A 16402-nucleotide genomic window follows, 5' to 3' on the forward strand; every position below is an offset into this window, starting at 1 on the left:
GAACCGACACAAATAACGCAAACGAACCGCCCCGGTTTCCACAGCAGGAAGCCGGGGCGGTTTTTTATACCAAAAAAGAAATCGTTTTTTGTGGCTTTGATGAATTTGCGCAGAGCCGTTGACAGCAGAAGGGCAGAAGCGTATCTTTGGAACAGAAGATGGAACCGGGCTATGAATAGCAGGTTTCTCTACCTTGCAAGGACACTTTCGTTTTGATGAGGCACGACCCGGTGCGCCGTTTTTTCATTTGCGGAGATAAAATACAAAAAGTACTGATTATGGGATACATGATCTGTTATGCTTGGTACATGGAAGGCACACACACCGGAAAAGGAACAGAAATGCGATGGATGTTGAATAAAACAAGGTTTTTGGTTGGTAAAACGGACCCGGAGAATACCAGCCTGTGGCTGCCGCTCTGGATGCACCTGTGGGATACGGCGGGCATCATGGAGCGGCTGGTCCGGCAGTGGCTCCCGGAAAGCGTAAAACGGGCCATGGGCATGCGCGAGGAAGCGTTGCGCGCGCATGCCCGGTTTCTGGGCGGAATACACGATATAGGCAAGGCTACGGTAGCCTTTCAGGCAAATATCCTGCGCACCCTGCCGGAGGCGCGGCAGCGGCTGGAAACATTGACGCCGCTGGACTGTCCTGAACAGAACCGCCGGGAGTCGCCGCATGCCAGGGCGGGCGAGGCGATCCTGCTGTGGGATGATTGTCCCGGAGGGATCGCCTCCATTGTGGGGGCACACCACGGCAAGCCACAGAGCTGCGCGGCGGTCGATGATCAGTTAGAGGGGTGGGAGAGCAACTACTACCCCAAGGGACAGAAAAAGGTCTGGCAGGGTTTCTGGGTAGAGCTGCTCATGACTGTTTTGCAGGACTGCGGCTTTGACGACACAGCGGAGCTGGAAAATCTGGACCCGCAGGAGGAAGTGCTTCTGACCGGACTTCTGATTATGGCAGACTGGATTGCCAGCAATACGGAATACTTTCCCCTGATCCCGGTAGAGGAGTTGGGCAGTATGAAGGATTACCCGGCGCGGGTGGACAGGGCGTGGAAAAAGCTGGCGCTGCCCTTCCCGTGGGAGGCACAGCCGGGCATTGCAGACCCGCAGGAGTTTGCGGTGCGGTTCGGCTTTGCGCCCAATGCGGTGCAGAGGGCTGTTCTGGAGGCTGTGGATACCGCAGCGGAACCGGGCATCCTGATCCTGGAAGCACAGATGGGCGTGGGCAAAACCGAGGCGGCGCTGGCCGCTGCGGAAATCATGGCCAACCGGTTCGGGCTGGGCGGTGTCTTTTTCGGGCTGCCCACACAGGCTACGGCAAACGGCATCTTTCCTCGGCTGCTTGGCTGGGCAGACACGCAGTCTGAGGAGACGCTGCCGCAGGCTATAAAGCTGGCGCACGGCATGGCGGAACTGAACGAGAGCTATCTGCGGCTGCAGGGGCGCGGGGTGCAATTGGAGGAGGACGCGCAGGAAGAGCATCAGGTGCAGGTACACCAGTGGTTTCGGGGAAACAAGCAGGCACTGCTGGCAAACTTTGTGATTGGTACAGTGGATCAGCTGCTGCTGGCAGCACTTGCCCAGAAGCACGTTATGCTGCGGCATCTGGGGCTTGCGGGCAAGGTAGTCATTATTGACGAGTGCCATGCCTACGATACCTACATGAACTGCTATCTGGACCGCGCACTGGAATGGCTGGGCTGGTACAAGGTGCCGGTCATCCTGCTGTCAGCCACCCTGCCCGCCCGGCGGCGCACAGAGCTGGTCGAGGCCTACCAGAAGAAAAAGGCTGCCCCGGACGCCCCGTGGAAAACCAGCTGCGGCTATCCGCTGCTGACATGGACGAATGGCGCAGAGGTAAAGCAGATGGCCATCCCATCGGATGCACCCGGTCGAACGGTGCAGATCACTACGCTCACAGAGCCGGAGCTGCCCGCGCTGCTGCGCCGGAAACTGGCAGAGGGCGGCTGCGCGGGGGTGATCGTAAATACGGTCAAAAGAGCGCAGAAGATCGCGCAGCTGCTGCGGGAAAGCCTGCCGGACAAAGAGGTGCAGCTGTTCCATGCGCAGTTCCTGATGCCGGACCGCGCAGCGCGGGAAGAGCAGCTGATGGAACGCATCGGCAAGGGCTCTTCACCGGAGCGCCGGAACGACCTGATCGTGGTGGGTACACAAGTAATGGAGCAGTCGCTGGATATTGATCTGGATGTTCTTGTTACAGAGCTTTGCCCCATGGATCTGCTGTTGCAGCGCATCGGACGGCTGCACCGCCACCGCCGCAGCCGCCCCGCCCCTTTGCAGCAGGCCTGCTGCGCGGTGCTGGACACCGGGGAGGATGCCTTTGACGCGGGCAGCGAGGCAGTATATGGACAGTGGCTGCTCTGGCGTACCCGGAAGTTTCTACCCCGGAGCATCCGGCTGCCGGAGGAAATCTCTCCGCTGGTGCAGCGGGTTTACGGCTGGGAGCGGGAAGCTCCCGGCGAGGCGCAGGGTGAGGAAATGCGCTGCGTATATGAGAAGACGCAGGAGAAAAAGAAAGCACGCGCCGAGGCGTACCTTGTACCGCAGCCGGAAACGCACCGGCTGGTGCAGCTGAATACACTGGACGACTGGATGCAGAACGAGGGCGCCCGCTCGGACCCGGCGGCGCGGGCAGCAGTGCGGGACGGCGACCCATCGGTAGAGGTGCTGGTAATGCAGCGCCGGGCAGACGGCGGCATCCACTTTCTGCCGTGGCAGGAGAGCGGCACTGCTGTAGCTGCCGACAGCCCGCCCCCGCCGGAAACAGCACTGAAGATCGCCCGGCAGAAGCTGCGGCTCCCGGCGGTGTTCGGCAAAGCGTGGAAGATGGACAGGGTCATCCGGGAGTTGGAAGCAGACAACCGCAGCTGCCTTGCGGCGTGGCAGCTGTCGCCGCTGCTGCACGGAGAACTGATCCTGCTGCTGGATGAAAGCCTGACTGCCCGGCTTGCGGGCATGGAACTTTGTTATGACCGTGAAAACGGTCTGTATTACCAAAAGGAGGAGACGGATGAATGAAATTGAATTCAACCTGCTGACCGAACCGTGGATACGGGTGCGGTTGCGGGACAACACAGTGCGGGAAGTGTCCCTGACCGAGGCGCTGGTGTCGGCGCAGGATTATGTGGACCTTGCGGGTGAGATGCCCAGCCAGAACGCCGTCGTGCTGCGGCTGCTGCTGGCGGTGCTGTTCACCGTGTTTTCCCGGATGGATGCAAAGGGATGCCCCCGCCCGCTGGAGCAGAGCGATGATGCACTGGAGCGCTGGAACGAGCTGTGGCAGCTGGGACATTTCCCGGCAGAGCCTGTCCGGGACTATCTGGAGCAGTGGAAGGATCGCTTCTGGCTGTTCCACCCGACACACCCCTTCTGGCAGGTGCCGCAGGCAAAGATCGGCACGGAATACGGCGCAGCCAAACTCAACGGTGAAATGTCGGAAAGTGGCAATAAACTCCGGCTCTTTCCGCTGTATGCGGGGCAGAACAAGGAGCAGCTGAGCTATCCACAGGCGGCGCGGTGGCTGCTATGCGTGAACGGCTATGATGATACCTCCGCGAAGCCAAAAGGAAAGGGACTTCCGTCCGTAGGAGCCGGGTGGCTGGGCAAAATCGGTTTTATTCAGGCACAGGGCGATAATCTGTACGAGACCCTGATGCTGAACCTGACGCTGCTGCGCGACGGCCGGGAATGCTGGGGCGAAAGCAAGCCCTGTTGGGAATTGGAAGCACCAAAGAGCGCGAAACGGACAGAAATTTGCTGTCCGGATAACCCGGCACAGCTGCTCACCCTGCAATCCAGAAGGCTGTTGCTGCACAGGACAGGGGAGAATGTGGATGGGTTCTGTCTGCTGGGAGGAGATTTCTTCCCCAGAGAAAACGTCTTTGCCGAACAGATGACCATCTGGCGCATGATGCCAATCAAGAAAAATGAACCGGTGGTGTTTGTGCCCTGTCGTCATGACTCGGCCAAGCAATTCTGGCGGGAGTTCCCGGCGGTCTTTTGTCAGGACAGCGGGCATCGACCGGGCGTTGTATGCTGGATCGAAAAGTTGCAGGAAAAGAGATTGAAACTTCTGGATCCCCGCAGAAAGGTACATTTCCGCATCTCCGGTGTCCAATATGGCGATAAGGACTTCTTTGTAAATGATTCTTTCAGCGACAGCCTGACCTTTCAGGCAGGGATTCTGGATGAGATAGGGCGCCCATGGCAGAGCCGGATCGTCAGAGAAATCGAACGCTGTGAACAGACAGCGGCGCTGATCGGGCGTTTTGCACAGGAGCTGGCAATTGCCGCCGGCGACCGGAATGAAAACGCAGGCGGCGCGATTCGTGCACAATTCTACTTTGCGGTGGACCAGCCTTTCCGGCAGTGGCTGCAGGCGATCGACCCGGAGCAGGACGACCCGGATGAGGCAGCGCTGCGCTGGCAGGCACGGGCACGCAGCATCGCGGAAAAACTGGGAAAACAGATGGTGATGGAGGCCGGAAATGCCGCCCTGAAGGGACACCGCATTGTGGTGGATAAGGACAAAAAGACCGAGCGCACCATCCTGTATACCTCGCCAAAGGCCTATCATCATTTCCGCGCAAGACTTTGGGAGATCTATCCCAAAACAGAACCATAAAGGGGGAATTGTATGAAAACACAGGACGTCAAAATGTATACGGCGCAGCAGCTGCACAGGCTTCAGGCTCTGCCGGACAACCAGCGGCGGGCAGAACTGGCAAAGCTGCGGCGCGGCATCGGCCATGCGCCCGGCGAGCTGCCGGAGCTGTGGGGAAGTTTTTTGCTGGAAATGCCGGAAAGCTTTCAGAGCCGCAGTGCGCCCTCGGCGGCAGAGTGGGCGGTCTACCTTGCCCTGACCCTGTATGCTGTGCATCAGCAGGGGAACGACCGCCCCATGAACTGCCCCGGCAACACGCTGGGGCGTGCGGTGCGGCAGCTGGCAGAGCGGAACAGTGCCGGACAGGACTGGACCGAGGCCAGTGTGCTCCGGCGCTTCAATGCACTGGCCACCGCAGAAGAAATCACCGAGATCAGCCACCATCTGCGGGGCATGATCCAGCTGCTGAGCGCGGCAAAGGATGGCGGCATCCCGCTGGACTACCCGCAGCTTGCGGCAGATCTGTATGAATTGCAATGCACCGACCCGCGGTATGCGCAGACCCCTGCCAATGTCCGTCTGCGGTGGGGACAGGACCTGTACCGCGACCCGAAGCCTGCACCGGAAGAAAAAGAAAAGGAGAACGGATTATGAATAAGCGCCTGTATGTTGATTTCCACATTTTGCAGACCGTCCCGCCCAGCTGCATCAACCGGGACGATACCGGCAGCCCCAAAACGGCTGTGTACGGCGGTGTGCTCCGCGCCAGAGTTTCCTCGCAGGCATGGAAGCACGCCATGCGCGCAGCCTTTGCGGAGAATGCTCAGCTGGATGTGGGCAAGCGCACCAAAAAGGCAGCAGAACTGGTGAAGGAGCAGATCCTTGCACTGGCCCCGGAACTGGATGCAGACAAGCTGGCAAAGAAAGCGCTGGAGAATGCGGGCATCAAGAGCGACGACAAGGGCACCAAGGCTCTGTTCTTCATGAGCACTGCACAGGCAAAGGCATTGGCAGAACTGGCTGTGGAGGGCTCTGCGGATAAAAAGCAGTATCGGGATGCTCTGAAAGCAGCCCCCTCGATGGACATGGCGCTGTTTGGCCGCATGGTGGCAGATGACCCTTCTCTGAACTATGACGCTGCTGCGCAGGTGGCGCACAGCATCTCCACCCATGCTGTGCAGAACGAGTACGATTACTTTACTGCCGTGGATGACTGTCAGGCAGAGGACAACGCCGGTGCAGGCCATCTGGGCACGGTGGAGTACAACTCCTCCACCCTGTACCGCTATGCCACGGTGAACGTGATGGAGCTGGCCGGGCAGCTGGGTGCAGCGCAGGCCGCGGAAACGGTGCGGGCCTTTGGTGAGGCGTTCCTCTTCTCCATGCCCACCGGCAAGCAGAACACCTTTGCAAACCGCACTCTACCGGACGCGGTATATGTGACCCTGCGGAAAGATCAGCCGGTGAACCTGTGCGGCGCATTTGAGCAGGCCGTGCCCCGCAGTGCGCAGGGTTACGCCGCGCCTTCCAAGGCGGCACTGGCGCAGTATGCGCAGCAGATGTACAGCAGCTTTGCCGAGGCCCCGGCGCAAAGCTTTACTGTGGGCAGCGGACTGGAGGTTCTGGCTCCGGCGCAGACGGCAAAGGCTATGCTGGACGCACTGGAAAAGGCTGTCCGGGATGCGCTTGCCGGAAATGAGGTGGGGTAATGGCAACGCTGTTGCTTCGGCTGGCAGCGCCTTTGCAGGCGTGGGGCGCGGACTCTAAATTTGAGACCCGCAAGACCAACCGGGAACCCACCAAGAGCGGCGTGATCGGCCTGCTGGCGGCAGCTCTGGGGCTGCGGCGTGACGAGCGCGAAGCACTGGCCCGGCTGACCGGGCTGCGGTTCGGCGTCCGCGTGGAGCGGGAAGGGCAGCTGCTGGTGGACTACCACACGGCAAAGACGCAGGATGAAAAGACCTCTTATGTGACCTACCGCCATTATTTGCAGGACGCTGTGTTTCTGGCCGGTATTGAAAGCGAGGATGCCGCCCTTTTGCAGCAGCTGCAGCAGGCGCTGCTGCACCCGGCATTCCCGCTGTATCTCGGCCGCCGCTCCTGTCCGCCCACTCTGCCGCTCTGTCTGGGAGTACGCCCGGACAGCTTGCAGGAGGTGCTGCAAGCGGAACCGCCTCTGTGTCCGGGACGACAGAGCCGGATCCTGTTGGACGCCGACCCGCTGGAGCCTGGCACAGCTCCGCAGCGGGATGTGCCGGTGAGCTTTGACCCACATCACCGGCAGTACGGCTACCGCTCGGTACGGGAGCTTTGGCAGAAAGTGCCGGACAGGCCGGAGACTACGGAGCACGACCCGTTCCGGGAATTGTAAAAAGGGGGGCGAGAGAATGTATTTATCACGGGTAGAACTCGATCCCACTCGCCGCAGCACCATGGCTGCGCTGGCGGCACCGCAAAAATTGCATGGTGCTGTGGAAAGCGCTTTTGGAGGGGAACGCCGTCGCAGGATGTGGCGGTTGGATCGTCTGGGAGAGCAGCTGTATCTGCTGCTGCTCAGCGAGGATGCACCGGAGCTATCCGGCGTGGTGGAGCAGTTTGGCACCGGAGCGGCTGCGGAGACCCGCAGCTACGACCCGCTTTTGCAGCGGGTGGAGCCGGGCAGTTGCTGGCAGTTCCGGCTGACTGCAAACCCCACCAAAAGCTGCAAAGACACCAAAAACCCCGCAGCGCGGGGAACCGTGGCCGCACATTGCACGACACAGTACCAGAAGCAGTGGCTGTTGGAGCGCGCTGCAAAGCACGGCTTTGCTCTGCGGGACGATGGATTTACCGTGACCAGGGTGCAGTGGCAGCATTTTGCCAAGCACGGCACCCGGCCGGTGACCCTGCTGGCAGTGACCTATGAGGGCATTTTACAGGTGACCGATGCAGAACAGTTTCGGGCACTGCTGTGTCAGGGCATGGGGCGCGGCAAGGCCTATGGCCTTGGGCTGATGACCATTATGCGCGGAGGAAACTGAGATGGACGAGATGCCGGGCATGATTCGGCCGGACCTGCAGGCGCTGCCGCAGGTGAAAGACCGGATGACGTTTCTGTATCTGGAACACTGCACCCTTGGCCGACAGGACGGCGCGATCACCGTTACAGACTTTTCCCCGCATACGCGGGGGTGATCCCTGCGCTCAGGCAACCGCTGAGAGCATCCACACCTTTTCCCCGCATATGCGGGGGTGATCCTAATTATTCACAAGCGAGGTGGAAAATTTGCAGTTTTTCCCCGCATACGCGGGGGTGATCCTGAACTGCTTACTACCCTCGTGAAGCTGGTCGTCTTTTCCCCGCATACGCGGGGGTGATCCCAAGCAAACTGCACTGGCACAGGCTGAAACGGACTTTTCCCCGCATACGCGGGGGTGATCCCAGGTAGTGGTACAGGGTGGACTTGCTCTCAAACTTTTCCCTGCATATGCGGGGGTGATCCTAGTAGTCGTACACATCAACAATGGTGTTAATGCTTTTCCCCGCATACGCGGGGCTTACGAAAAAAGAGCCACAGGCTAAACTGAAAATGAAATGATGTTTCTGGAAAGGAGAACTCTGTAATTTTGGAACCCGCTCAGGCTGCTATTATCGCAATTTTCAAAAATAGTGCCAATCAAAACGGCATCTTTGCGATATGCAGTTTGCGGATGTTGCTTGTGCATTAAAAACGCAAACTGCTATAAAAGCCCGAAAGTATAAGTGTTTATAGCAAATTATCGTTAAAAATCAAGCATAAAAAAGGTTCACCGTCAGTTTTGGCGGTGAGCCTTATTTGTTTGCTCATGTATGAGATGAATTGCGTTTAACACAGGGCTGCTTTCCAGAAGCATCACAGATACACCTCCACAGTCAGGTCGGTCCACGCTGCACGGCGGAACTGGTGGGGCATCTTGTTGGCTTCCCGGTAACGCTTGGCGGTTTCAAAGTCGATGGTGAAGGTGAGGATGGGCTTTTCCGATACAGCCATCAGATCGGTGCGCTCCTCTTTGGACTTCTTGCAGCCGGTGTTCAGCTTCCAGCGGTAGGAGTAATCGGCAATAGGGGTGACGACTTCAACGAACTGCTCAATCAATTCGGGCGCAAGACAGGCACCGTGTACATCGACCTTCTGAGAGAGAAAATCGTAGATCGCTTTCATGTCCGAAGAAACCGTCTGCGGTTCGGGCGCAGGGGAGAGGGCTTTCAACTCCTGCTCTAAGCAGGCAATCTCGTCATCTGCCTGTTTGCAAAGGGCTTGATATTCTTCTCGTGGCAGTTCGCCGTCTGCACACATGGCAGCGTAGTTCAGCTTGCGCTTTTTGATTTTTTCAATCTGGCTCCGAATCGGTGCAGCAGACATTCGTGTGATGGCTTTTCCGTTCTGGCAGCTTTCGATCATCTTACAGGCTCGAAGGATGGCTTTGTTCTGATTGCCCCAGACCTTTTCAAAGATCTTCTTCGCCATCAGCTCCAGCTTCCACTCCGGGATGGAGATGGCATCACAACTGAGCTGCTGGGTCATGTTGTGTTCCAGAACGAAGGAACGGGTCGGGTTGACGGTTCGCATATTGCACTGGTAGCCAAAGACCGGCGTTCCGTCCTTCAGTTTACGCCAGTTGAAAATGCGGTAGGAAGAACCGCAGCGGCAGCGAAGTTTTGACACCCACAGATTCTTGGTAGTTCTGGCTCCTTTACGCCTTGTTTCTCCATCAGGAAGGCGCAGGCTGGAAATACGGGACTTGCGGATGCGCTCACATTCATGCCAAAGGCTTTCTGATACGATCGGCTCAAAGTTGCCTTTTACATAGACGAAGGAAGTTTCGTCCAGATTGTTGATGCGTTTCTTTTCAAGATAGTTGTTGACCTTGGACTTGTTGTAGCAGACATAGCCCATATACGTTGCGTTACGAAGGATGCGGCTGATTTTTGTACAGGACCAACTGACGTTTCCGTGCCCATCCTTACGACCCAGCCGGGAAAGTTCATTGACAATCGCCTTTTCCCCGTAGCCCTGAGAATAGAGCGTGAAAACCATTCGTATGGTAGCAGCCTGTTCCTCGTTGATAACGTATGTACGGTTGACCTTAATCACCCACCAGGTCATGAATGGTAGTAACGACCTTTGCCATGCGCTCCAGACCGCTCCCCTGCGCGAGACCCAGCCGGACGGCAGCCGTCACCCCTTCGACACCTTCATCTGCGCTAAGACCCCGTCCGGCCGCTGGGGCGACCCCGAGGACATGGTGGGCCCCTGCGTGTTCCTAGCCAGCTATGCTTCTGACTTCGTCAACGGCCAGATCCTGTACGCCGATGGCGGCATCCTGGCTTACAGCGGCCGTCAGCCCAAGTAACTCCGTCCTTTAAAACAAACAGAAAGCCGCCCGGAAACGTTCTCAGACGCTTCCGGGCGGCTTTTGTCGTATGTCGACCTTCTTTTTCCCAAGTGCTTCTTTCGCGGATGATTGTTCATAATTTGTCGAGCCAATGTTATTTCATATTTCTTGACTTTTTATTGAAAGCATGGCGGCGTAAGTGCTCCAGAATCCATGCATCTGAGAAAATCACACCGGGCAGTTCTTGTAAAGTGCAAAACGATGTAGTACACTTATGACAACTGCCGACAAGCTACACAGCAGAACCGGAAATTCAGTGGGTGTCAGGCACAGGGAATCTTTACGGTGTTCGGGCAAAAGGGGATGCGCAATATGTTTCAGGATTATTCGATTGACGATTACAAAAAGGCATGTTATATCATCCTGCGGCCAGATCTAACTCCGGAATACTTTATCCGGCATTTTGGAATGAGCCGCTATGAGTACAGCATCTGTCAGCAGCGTCTGAAAGAACTGCAAAAGTTCTATGGGATCGAGTATCATTTTGAAGAAAACCGGATCCATTGGACCGTCACCGATGAGAAACAGTTTCATCAGCACTATAAGGGGATGTGGTCCTTCTACAATCGCCACCGCAGAAACCTTACAAACCGGAGCGAACTGGTCAGAGGGCTTTATATTGCCAGAAAGATTCTTCTTGCCAATGACCATACGGATTTGGATGCTGTGTCAGAAACAATGGGATTTTCCCGCAGCAATCTGCGCAATGCAATCAAACTTTGCCGCACCTTTTTGCAAAGTTATAACATCCGGCTGGAAAACGCGCCCCATTACGGAGTGTACCCTATGGGCAACGAATGGAACATCCGGCGCTGTCTGATGGCGATCTATAGTCTGCTGGACGTGAACGTTATTCCGGAAGAAGATTATCCTGAGATCGCGGAAGGGCTCAGCAATCCGCACTACCCCGTGCTTCGGGAGAAAGTGTATGAAGCGCTGCTGCATAATAGCTGCAATTATTCCCAGGCACAGGTCCGGCGGCTGACGTATTATATCTTCTTCCAGCACCTGCGCATCCGGCAGGGAAGGATATTTTCCGGTTTTGAAAACATCCATCCGGCCATCATCGGCTATGTCCGCAGCTCCGAACGGCTGATGAAGATCAGTGCGGACATTACCCGGTCCTGTTTTGGCGGGGAAGCATTTTCCGAACAGGAGATTTTATCGGTTGCCATGATGTTGTTTGAAATGTATGACGAACCGGAGGAGTTCTGCGCCTTTGTGGAAGCAACCTTTCCCGAGGAAGCCAACGACCTGTACCGCATGGTGGATGGCTATCTGCTGCGAAGTTACGGCTTCTCCATCACCGGCCTGTACAGTTCCATTCTCCGGACAACGCTCTACCGCCTGATCATTCACCATCAGATGGGTTTGCTGTCCGAACATGCAGGGCACTCTGAAAGCCGGGCACAGATGATCTCAGACTATCCGCTGGTGATGCTTCTCTACCAGAACATCCAGCAGCTCCTTGCGGAACGCTATGGAAACGAGGCGGCCGGAATCTGCTGTGCTCCGCTGTGTGAACTGATTGCCTTTTATATTCAGGGGATGGATTATGCTGCGCCGCGGCTCCGCATCGGGATCACCGCCCGTTCCGACATTTATGCTCCCGAAATGATCCGGAACCTTCTCCTTGCAAAGCTGAACCCGCGGTATTACAGCTCGGTGGAATGCTGTACCTATGTTGACATGCTGGAAAACATCCCGGAGGCTCGGAAAAAGTATGATCTGATCCTGTGCGATGAACGCCTGTCCAACGATCCGCTGTTTTTTTCATATGCAGAGATCCGGAACGATCTCAACAACATCAATGCCTATCTTCAGATGCTGCGGGACCTGTTTGGAAATGACCTGAAAAAAGAAGATATCCGCACCCAGGAGCTGAAGCTGAGTGATGGGTGGGCCGAAGAGCTTCTGGCAGAGAGCTGTGCCTTTCCCGTTGCTGCTTTCACGGTGGAAGAAATCCAGAAGAAAACGATCTGTGTGAATGACTGTCTGGTTCTGCTTCTCACGCAACAGACGGCGCCACACAGTCTGCTGCAGTTCGGGAAATTGAAAAGTCGGCTCCGGGTCGGTGACAAGCGAGTCTCCCGTTATCTGCTGCTTTCCGGACGTGTAAATGCCCAAAACATCCGGATCATCAATTTGCTGCTCTACGAGCTGATACAGGACCTGCTGTTCTGGGCTACGCTTACCAGCTGCCCCTGCCCGGAAACGCTGAACAATCAGATCAACCGGCTGCTCAAATGATGCTGCCCTTTTGAAAAAACGACAACACCGCATAGAATTCCTGCGCTCTCTGAGGGAGCGTGGGATCCTGTGTGGTGTTTTTTGTGCACTTTGTCAAAAGCAAGCATATGAGCTTGTCAAATTTGTACAATGATGCAATTTTTTATGTAAAGTGCTCGAAAAAATCAGACAAGGAAAGTCTGTGGCAGACTTGTTATAATACACTCAGAAACTTTTCCGGAAAGTGATCCACATCAAAAAAGGAGGACACACAATGATTGCTTTGCTCAGAATTGATGAACGTCTGATCCATGGTCAGGTTGCAACCAGCTGGTCAAAGGCATTGGACATCGACACCATCGTATGTGCAAGCGACGAAGCGGCCCAGAACCCGCTCAAAAAGAAAATGCTGCTGATTGCAGCGCCGCCGGGCAAAAAGACCCATGTTCGCAGCGTGGACGAGGTGATCGGACTTCTGCAGGATCCGCGCGCAGAACGCATGAAGATTTTTTTGCTGACGGACAACCCCAAGGATGCGCTGAAACTGGTTTCGGCGCTGGGACTGAAAAATGTCAACTTGGGTAATTACCACAACCGCAAGGCAGAACATACCGCAAGCGTTTCTATGTATGTGCAGTTGGATCGGGACGATCTTGGTGCATTGAAGGAGATCAGCGAACGTGTTGCGGACGCTTATGTCCAAAGCCTGCCCTCGACTGAAAAAACGTCCCTGAAGGCCTTTGTTGCAGCAGCGGAAAAGGCTGATTGGAAATAAAAAAGGAGGAAACACAGTATGTTAGTTCCTGCATTGCTTGTAGCGTTTGCTTACTGGATCACATGGCTGATTGACGGCATTTTGGGATGGCAGACCATGACCCGCCCGATCGTGCTGGGCACAGTGATCGGTTTGCTCTGCGGTGATCTGAAGACCGGCGTTATAATGGGTGCCTCGCTGGAAGCTGTTTATATGGGCATTTCCGGCATCGGCGGCTCTCTCGCAGCCGATTATCGTTCGGGTACGGCAGTTGGCGTGGGCCTCGCGATCCTGTCCGGGATCTCCATGGAGGAGGGCATTGCAATCGCAGTTCCGATCGGTGCTCTGTGCCTTGGCCTGATGCCGGTCACCACAATGGTTGGCAACCTGATGGAAGTGCCCCTGATGAACGCCGCCAAGCAGGGCGATGTCAAAAAGTACAACCGTCTGGTCTGGTTCCAGGCCATCGTGCTCCAGCACCTGCTGGATACTGCCGTCATCTTCCTGTGCTGCTACTTCGGATCCACCGTGATCACGACCACATTCGATGCGATCCCCGCCTGGCTGATGAATGGTCTGTCGGCATCCGGCGGCATGCTGGTGGTCGTCGGCCTGGCGCTGACGACCCAGGCCATTTTCTCGAAGTACACCGTACCGTTCGTTCTGGTTGGCTTTGTTCTGACCAAATATCTGGCAATGCCGGTGCTCTCCGTGGCAATCCTCGGCTTTGTCTGTGCCTACATGGTCTTTGATCGTTCTCGTGCTCTGAAGCAGGTTGAAAATACGGTTGGAGGTGACGATTTCTATGCCTAATAAGCAGAATACGATTTCGCCGGAAGAAAAAAAGATCCTGAACAAATGCTATTGGGGCTCTCTGTCCTGCATGCGCACCACCAGCAATGTGGTTGGTCAGGGACGTGCCATGGTGCTGTCCACGGCACCGGTTATTGAAAAATATTATCAGGATGACGAAGCCAAAAAAGAAGCGCTTACCCGCCACGCTTCAGAGTACATCAACACAAACCAGACCATGTATGGTCTGTTGGCAGGCATTGCCTGTGCAATGGAAAAGGAACGCGCAGAAAAGGGCAACGTGGAACCCGGCACGATCACCAGTGTCATTGCATCCCTGATGGGCCCCCTGGCCGGTATTGGTGACTCGTTCTTCTTCAACTGTGTCCGTGTTATCGTAGCCGGCATCGCCATCGGAATTGCAGCCGACGGCAATCTTCTTGGACCACTGCTGTTTGTAGCAATGTTCGGCTTCGGTCTTCTTGCACTCAAGTATGTGCTGTTCATGACCGGTTACCGCACCGGCACCTCTTTGATCGATCAGGCTTCGGAATCCGGCATTATTTCTATGCTGATGGAAGTTGCCGGCATTCTGGGTGCCATGATGGTCGGTGTTCTGATTGCTTCCAATATCAAGATCAACATTGCTCTGGCACCGGTGGTCAACGGCGCAGAAATCAACATTCAGGGCATTCTGGACAATGTGATGCCTGGTCTGCTCAGCCTTGTTCTCTGGTGGGGTAGCTATAAGGCTCTGCAGAAGGGCCTGACCCCAGTCAAACTGATCTTCATCATTATGGGTGGATGCATTTTGCTCTCGCTGGTTGGTATTCTGTAAAATTGTGACGGGGAAGGAAGGCTCGCAAAGCACCTTCCTTCCCTGGTTTTTATGTTGAGAAGGGAGAGGTCGAAATGAAACTGCTGACGCAATCGGACGACTACGGATTTACCCGTGGTGTGACCTGTGGCATTCTGGATGCAATTGAAAACGGTGTCGTCCGGAATACCGGGTTGTTTGTAAATATGCCGGAAAGCGAGCACGCCGCATCCTTTATCCAAGATTATCCGCAGGTGTGCTTTGGCATCGACTTCAATATTGTCTCCGGAGATCCGGTCTCTGACCCGGAACTGCTCCCGGACCTGGTGGATCAGGACGGACATTTTATCCGTTCCACCGTCAAAATGGCAGATCCGCGCTTTGGTAAGGAAGAGTTGTGGCCCTACGAACAGGTGCTGACCGAACTGCGGGCACAGCTGAAGCACTTTGTCCGTCTTGCAGGGCAGCCGCCGGAATATCTGCACGGACACTCCATCAGCCGCAGCAGCCCGGCCTATATCCGGGCGATCCGGACCCTGTCGGAAGAAAGCGGCGTTCCGTACAGCGCAGACTGCCACAAAAAGGTGAATATGTACTGGGCTGCCAACGGTTACAATACCAAGCCTTTCACGGTGGAAAAGCAGCTGGAAACCGATGCACTGGCGTATGTCCGGGAACATCTGGATGAGGCAATGGGGCACGAATACGTCCTTTTGGGCGGTCATGTCGGCTTTGTGGATGCAGATCTGTTCCGTTACACAACCTATTCGGTCATCCGCTGCAAAGATCACGAAGTATTCACCTCGGACTTTGTGAAGAACTGGATCCTCCGCAACAACGTTGAGCTGATCACATACCGTGACCTGAAATAAGAAAGGAGAAACAGATGAAACTGATTGTACGAGGCGCCGATTATGCCATGACCGACAGCATCACCGACGGCTGCCTGCGCGCAGCCCGCTGCGGGATTCTGACCGATGTGGGCCTGATGACAAACAATGCTGCACAGGCCCGCTATGCGGTGAACGAGTTGAAAAAGTATCCGCATGTTTCGGTTGGTCAGGACCTGAATCTTGTGTCCGGGCTGCCCGCCAGCGACCCGAAGGACATCCCTGCACTGGTGGATGAAAACGGCATTTTTATTTCTTCGACCCGCCGCAAACTGGAAAATCTGTATGAGATTCCTTACGACCAGATCTACTGTGAAATGAAACAGCAGGTCGAAAATTTCATCGAAATTGTGGGCCGCAAGCCGTGCTACTTTGCAGGGCATTCGCTTTCCACACCGGAAGTCGAGCAGGCCATGGTGGATATTGCAGAGGAATATGGCGTACTGCTGAACTGCTTTGGTCTGAAGGATCTGCCGGTCGGCACACGCTGGTACTATAAAAACATGAAGGTCGACCCGAATGACCGCAAGCCATCTTACGGTCTGGCTGAACAGGGTGCAACGGATGTCATCGGGCATATTCTTTCTGGCGGCTGTGAGTTCGACTTCAATGCACCGTATGCGATGCTTGCAACCCACTGCGGTTACTGCGATGGTGAATTGCAAAATATGTCGACTTTTTCCGTCATCCGCGGCAGAGAACTCGAAGCGCTCTGCTCGCCGAAGATCAAGGAATGGGTCAAGGCAAACGGCATTGAGCTGATCAGCTTTGATCAGTATCTGGCAGAGCACGCGAAATAAACCACCGCGCATCTGCGCTTAAAACGCATAAAGGGATATGCGCCACTGGAAAAAATGGAGCATATGATGACAA

13 protein-coding genes, 1 pseudogene and 1 CRISPR repeat array are annotated in these 16402 nt (G+C 55.7%); of the genes and pseudogenes, 13 read left to right on the forward strand and 1 reads right to left on the reverse strand.

Features of this window, described 5'->3' with window-relative positions; genetic code table 11:
* Nucleotides 1-350: 350 nt before the first annotated feature.
* Genes cas3 through cas6e form a run of 6 tightly spaced genes read left to right on the forward strand, consistent with a single transcriptional unit; the run spans nt 351 to nt 7652 of the window.
* Nucleotides 351-3047: a CRISPR-associated helicase Cas3' gene (cas3, locus tag DWY95_RS03060; RefSeq protein WP_243082546.1), complete on the forward strand. Its 2697-nt coding sequence runs from the start codon at nt 351-353 to the stop codon at nt 3045-3047.
* Complete coding sequence (gene casA / locus DWY95_RS03065; RefSeq protein WP_118552251.1) at nt 3040-4653, forward strand: type I-E CRISPR-associated protein Cse1/CasA; 1614 nt, start codon at nt 3040-3042, stop codon at nt 4651-4653. The genes cas3 and casA overlap by 8 nt, the downstream gene beginning before the upstream one ends.
* A gap of 12 nt (nt 4654-4665) precedes the next feature.
* Complete coding sequence (casB, locus tag DWY95_RS03070; RefSeq protein WP_118552253.1) at nt 4666-5286, forward strand: type I-E CRISPR-associated protein Cse2/CasB; 621 nt, start codon at nt 4666-4668, stop codon at nt 5284-5286.
* Nucleotides 5283-6341, forward strand: coding sequence for a type I-E CRISPR-associated protein Cas7/Cse4/CasC (gene cas7e, locus DWY95_RS03075; protein WP_118552255.1), 1059 nt, complete (start codon nt 5283-5285; stop codon nt 6339-6341). The genes casB and cas7e overlap by 4 nt, the downstream gene beginning before the upstream one ends.
* Complete coding sequence (gene cas5e / locus DWY95_RS03080) at nt 6341-7003, forward strand: type I-E CRISPR-associated protein Cas5/CasD (RefSeq protein ID WP_118552257.1); 663 nt, start codon at nt 6341-6343, stop codon at nt 7001-7003. The genes cas7e and cas5e overlap by 1 nt, the downstream gene beginning before the upstream one ends.
* A gap of 16 nt (nt 7004-7019) precedes the next feature.
* Nucleotides 7020-7652 (forward strand): type I-E CRISPR-associated protein Cas6/Cse3/CasE, encoded by a 633-nt coding sequence (gene cas6e / locus DWY95_RS03085; RefSeq protein ID WP_118552259.1) that lies wholly within the window; start codon nt 7020-7022, stop codon nt 7650-7652.
* Between the two features lie 129 nt (nt 7653-7781).
* A CRISPR array of direct repeats spans nt 7782-8175; the repeat unit is 28 nt; unit sequence CTTTTCCCCGCATACGCGGGGGTGATCC.
* A gap of 329 nt (nt 8176-8504) precedes the next feature.
* Here cas6e and DWY95_RS03090 read toward each other — a convergent pair.
* On the reverse strand, nt 8505-9758 hold the full coding sequence (locus DWY95_RS03090; protein ID WP_243082548.1) for a recombinase family protein: 1254 nt from the start codon (nt 9756-9758) through the stop codon (nt 8505-8507).
* 31 nt (nt 9759-9789) lie between these two features.
* Here DWY95_RS03090 and DWY95_RS03095 point away from each other — a divergent pair.
* From DWY95_RS03095 to DWY95_RS03125, 7 genes and pseudogenes are all read left to right on the forward strand, one after another.
* A pseudogene (locus DWY95_RS03095) lies at nt 9790-10005 on the forward strand (SDR family oxidoreductase); the annotation flags it as partial.
* A gap of 354 nt (nt 10006-10359) precedes the next feature.
* Nucleotides 10360-12297: a helix-turn-helix domain-containing protein gene (locus DWY95_RS03100; RefSeq protein WP_158577510.1), complete on the forward strand. Its 1938-nt coding sequence runs from the start codon at nt 10360-10362 to the stop codon at nt 12295-12297.
* A gap of 253 nt (nt 12298-12550) precedes the next feature.
* Nucleotides 12551-13051, forward strand: coding sequence for a PTS sugar transporter subunit IIB (locus DWY95_RS03105; RefSeq protein WP_118552263.1), 501 nt, complete (start codon nt 12551-12553; stop codon nt 13049-13051).
* An 18-nt stretch (nt 13052-13069) separates the two neighbouring features.
* Nucleotides 13070-13843, forward strand: coding sequence for a PTS sugar transporter subunit IIC (locus tag DWY95_RS03110; protein WP_118552266.1), 774 nt, complete (start codon nt 13070-13072; stop codon nt 13841-13843).
* A complete protein-coding gene (locus DWY95_RS03115) occupies nt 13836-14660 on the forward strand; it encodes a PTS system mannose/fructose/sorbose family transporter subunit IID (protein ID WP_118552268.1) in 825 nt (274 codons plus the stop codon). The genes DWY95_RS03110 and DWY95_RS03115 overlap by 8 nt, the downstream gene beginning before the upstream one ends.
* 74 nt (nt 14661-14734) lie before the next feature.
* Nucleotides 14735-15511, forward strand: a complete 777-nt coding sequence (locus DWY95_RS03120) for a ChbG/HpnK family deacetylase (protein ID WP_118552270.1) — start codon at nt 14735-14737, stop codon at nt 15509-15511.
* Nucleotides 15512-15525: 14 nt separating this feature from the next.
* Complete coding sequence (locus tag DWY95_RS03125; RefSeq protein WP_118552272.1) at nt 15526-16329, forward strand: ChbG/HpnK family deacetylase; 804 nt, start codon at nt 15526-15528, stop codon at nt 16327-16329.
* Nucleotides 16330-16402 lie beyond the last annotated feature (73 nt).

It is taken from the genome of Faecalibacterium sp. AF28-13AC, from assembly GCF_003478405.1.
Taxonomy (GTDB): Bacteria; Bacillota; Clostridia; order Oscillospirales; family Ruminococcaceae; genus Faecalibacterium; species Faecalibacterium prausnitzii_E.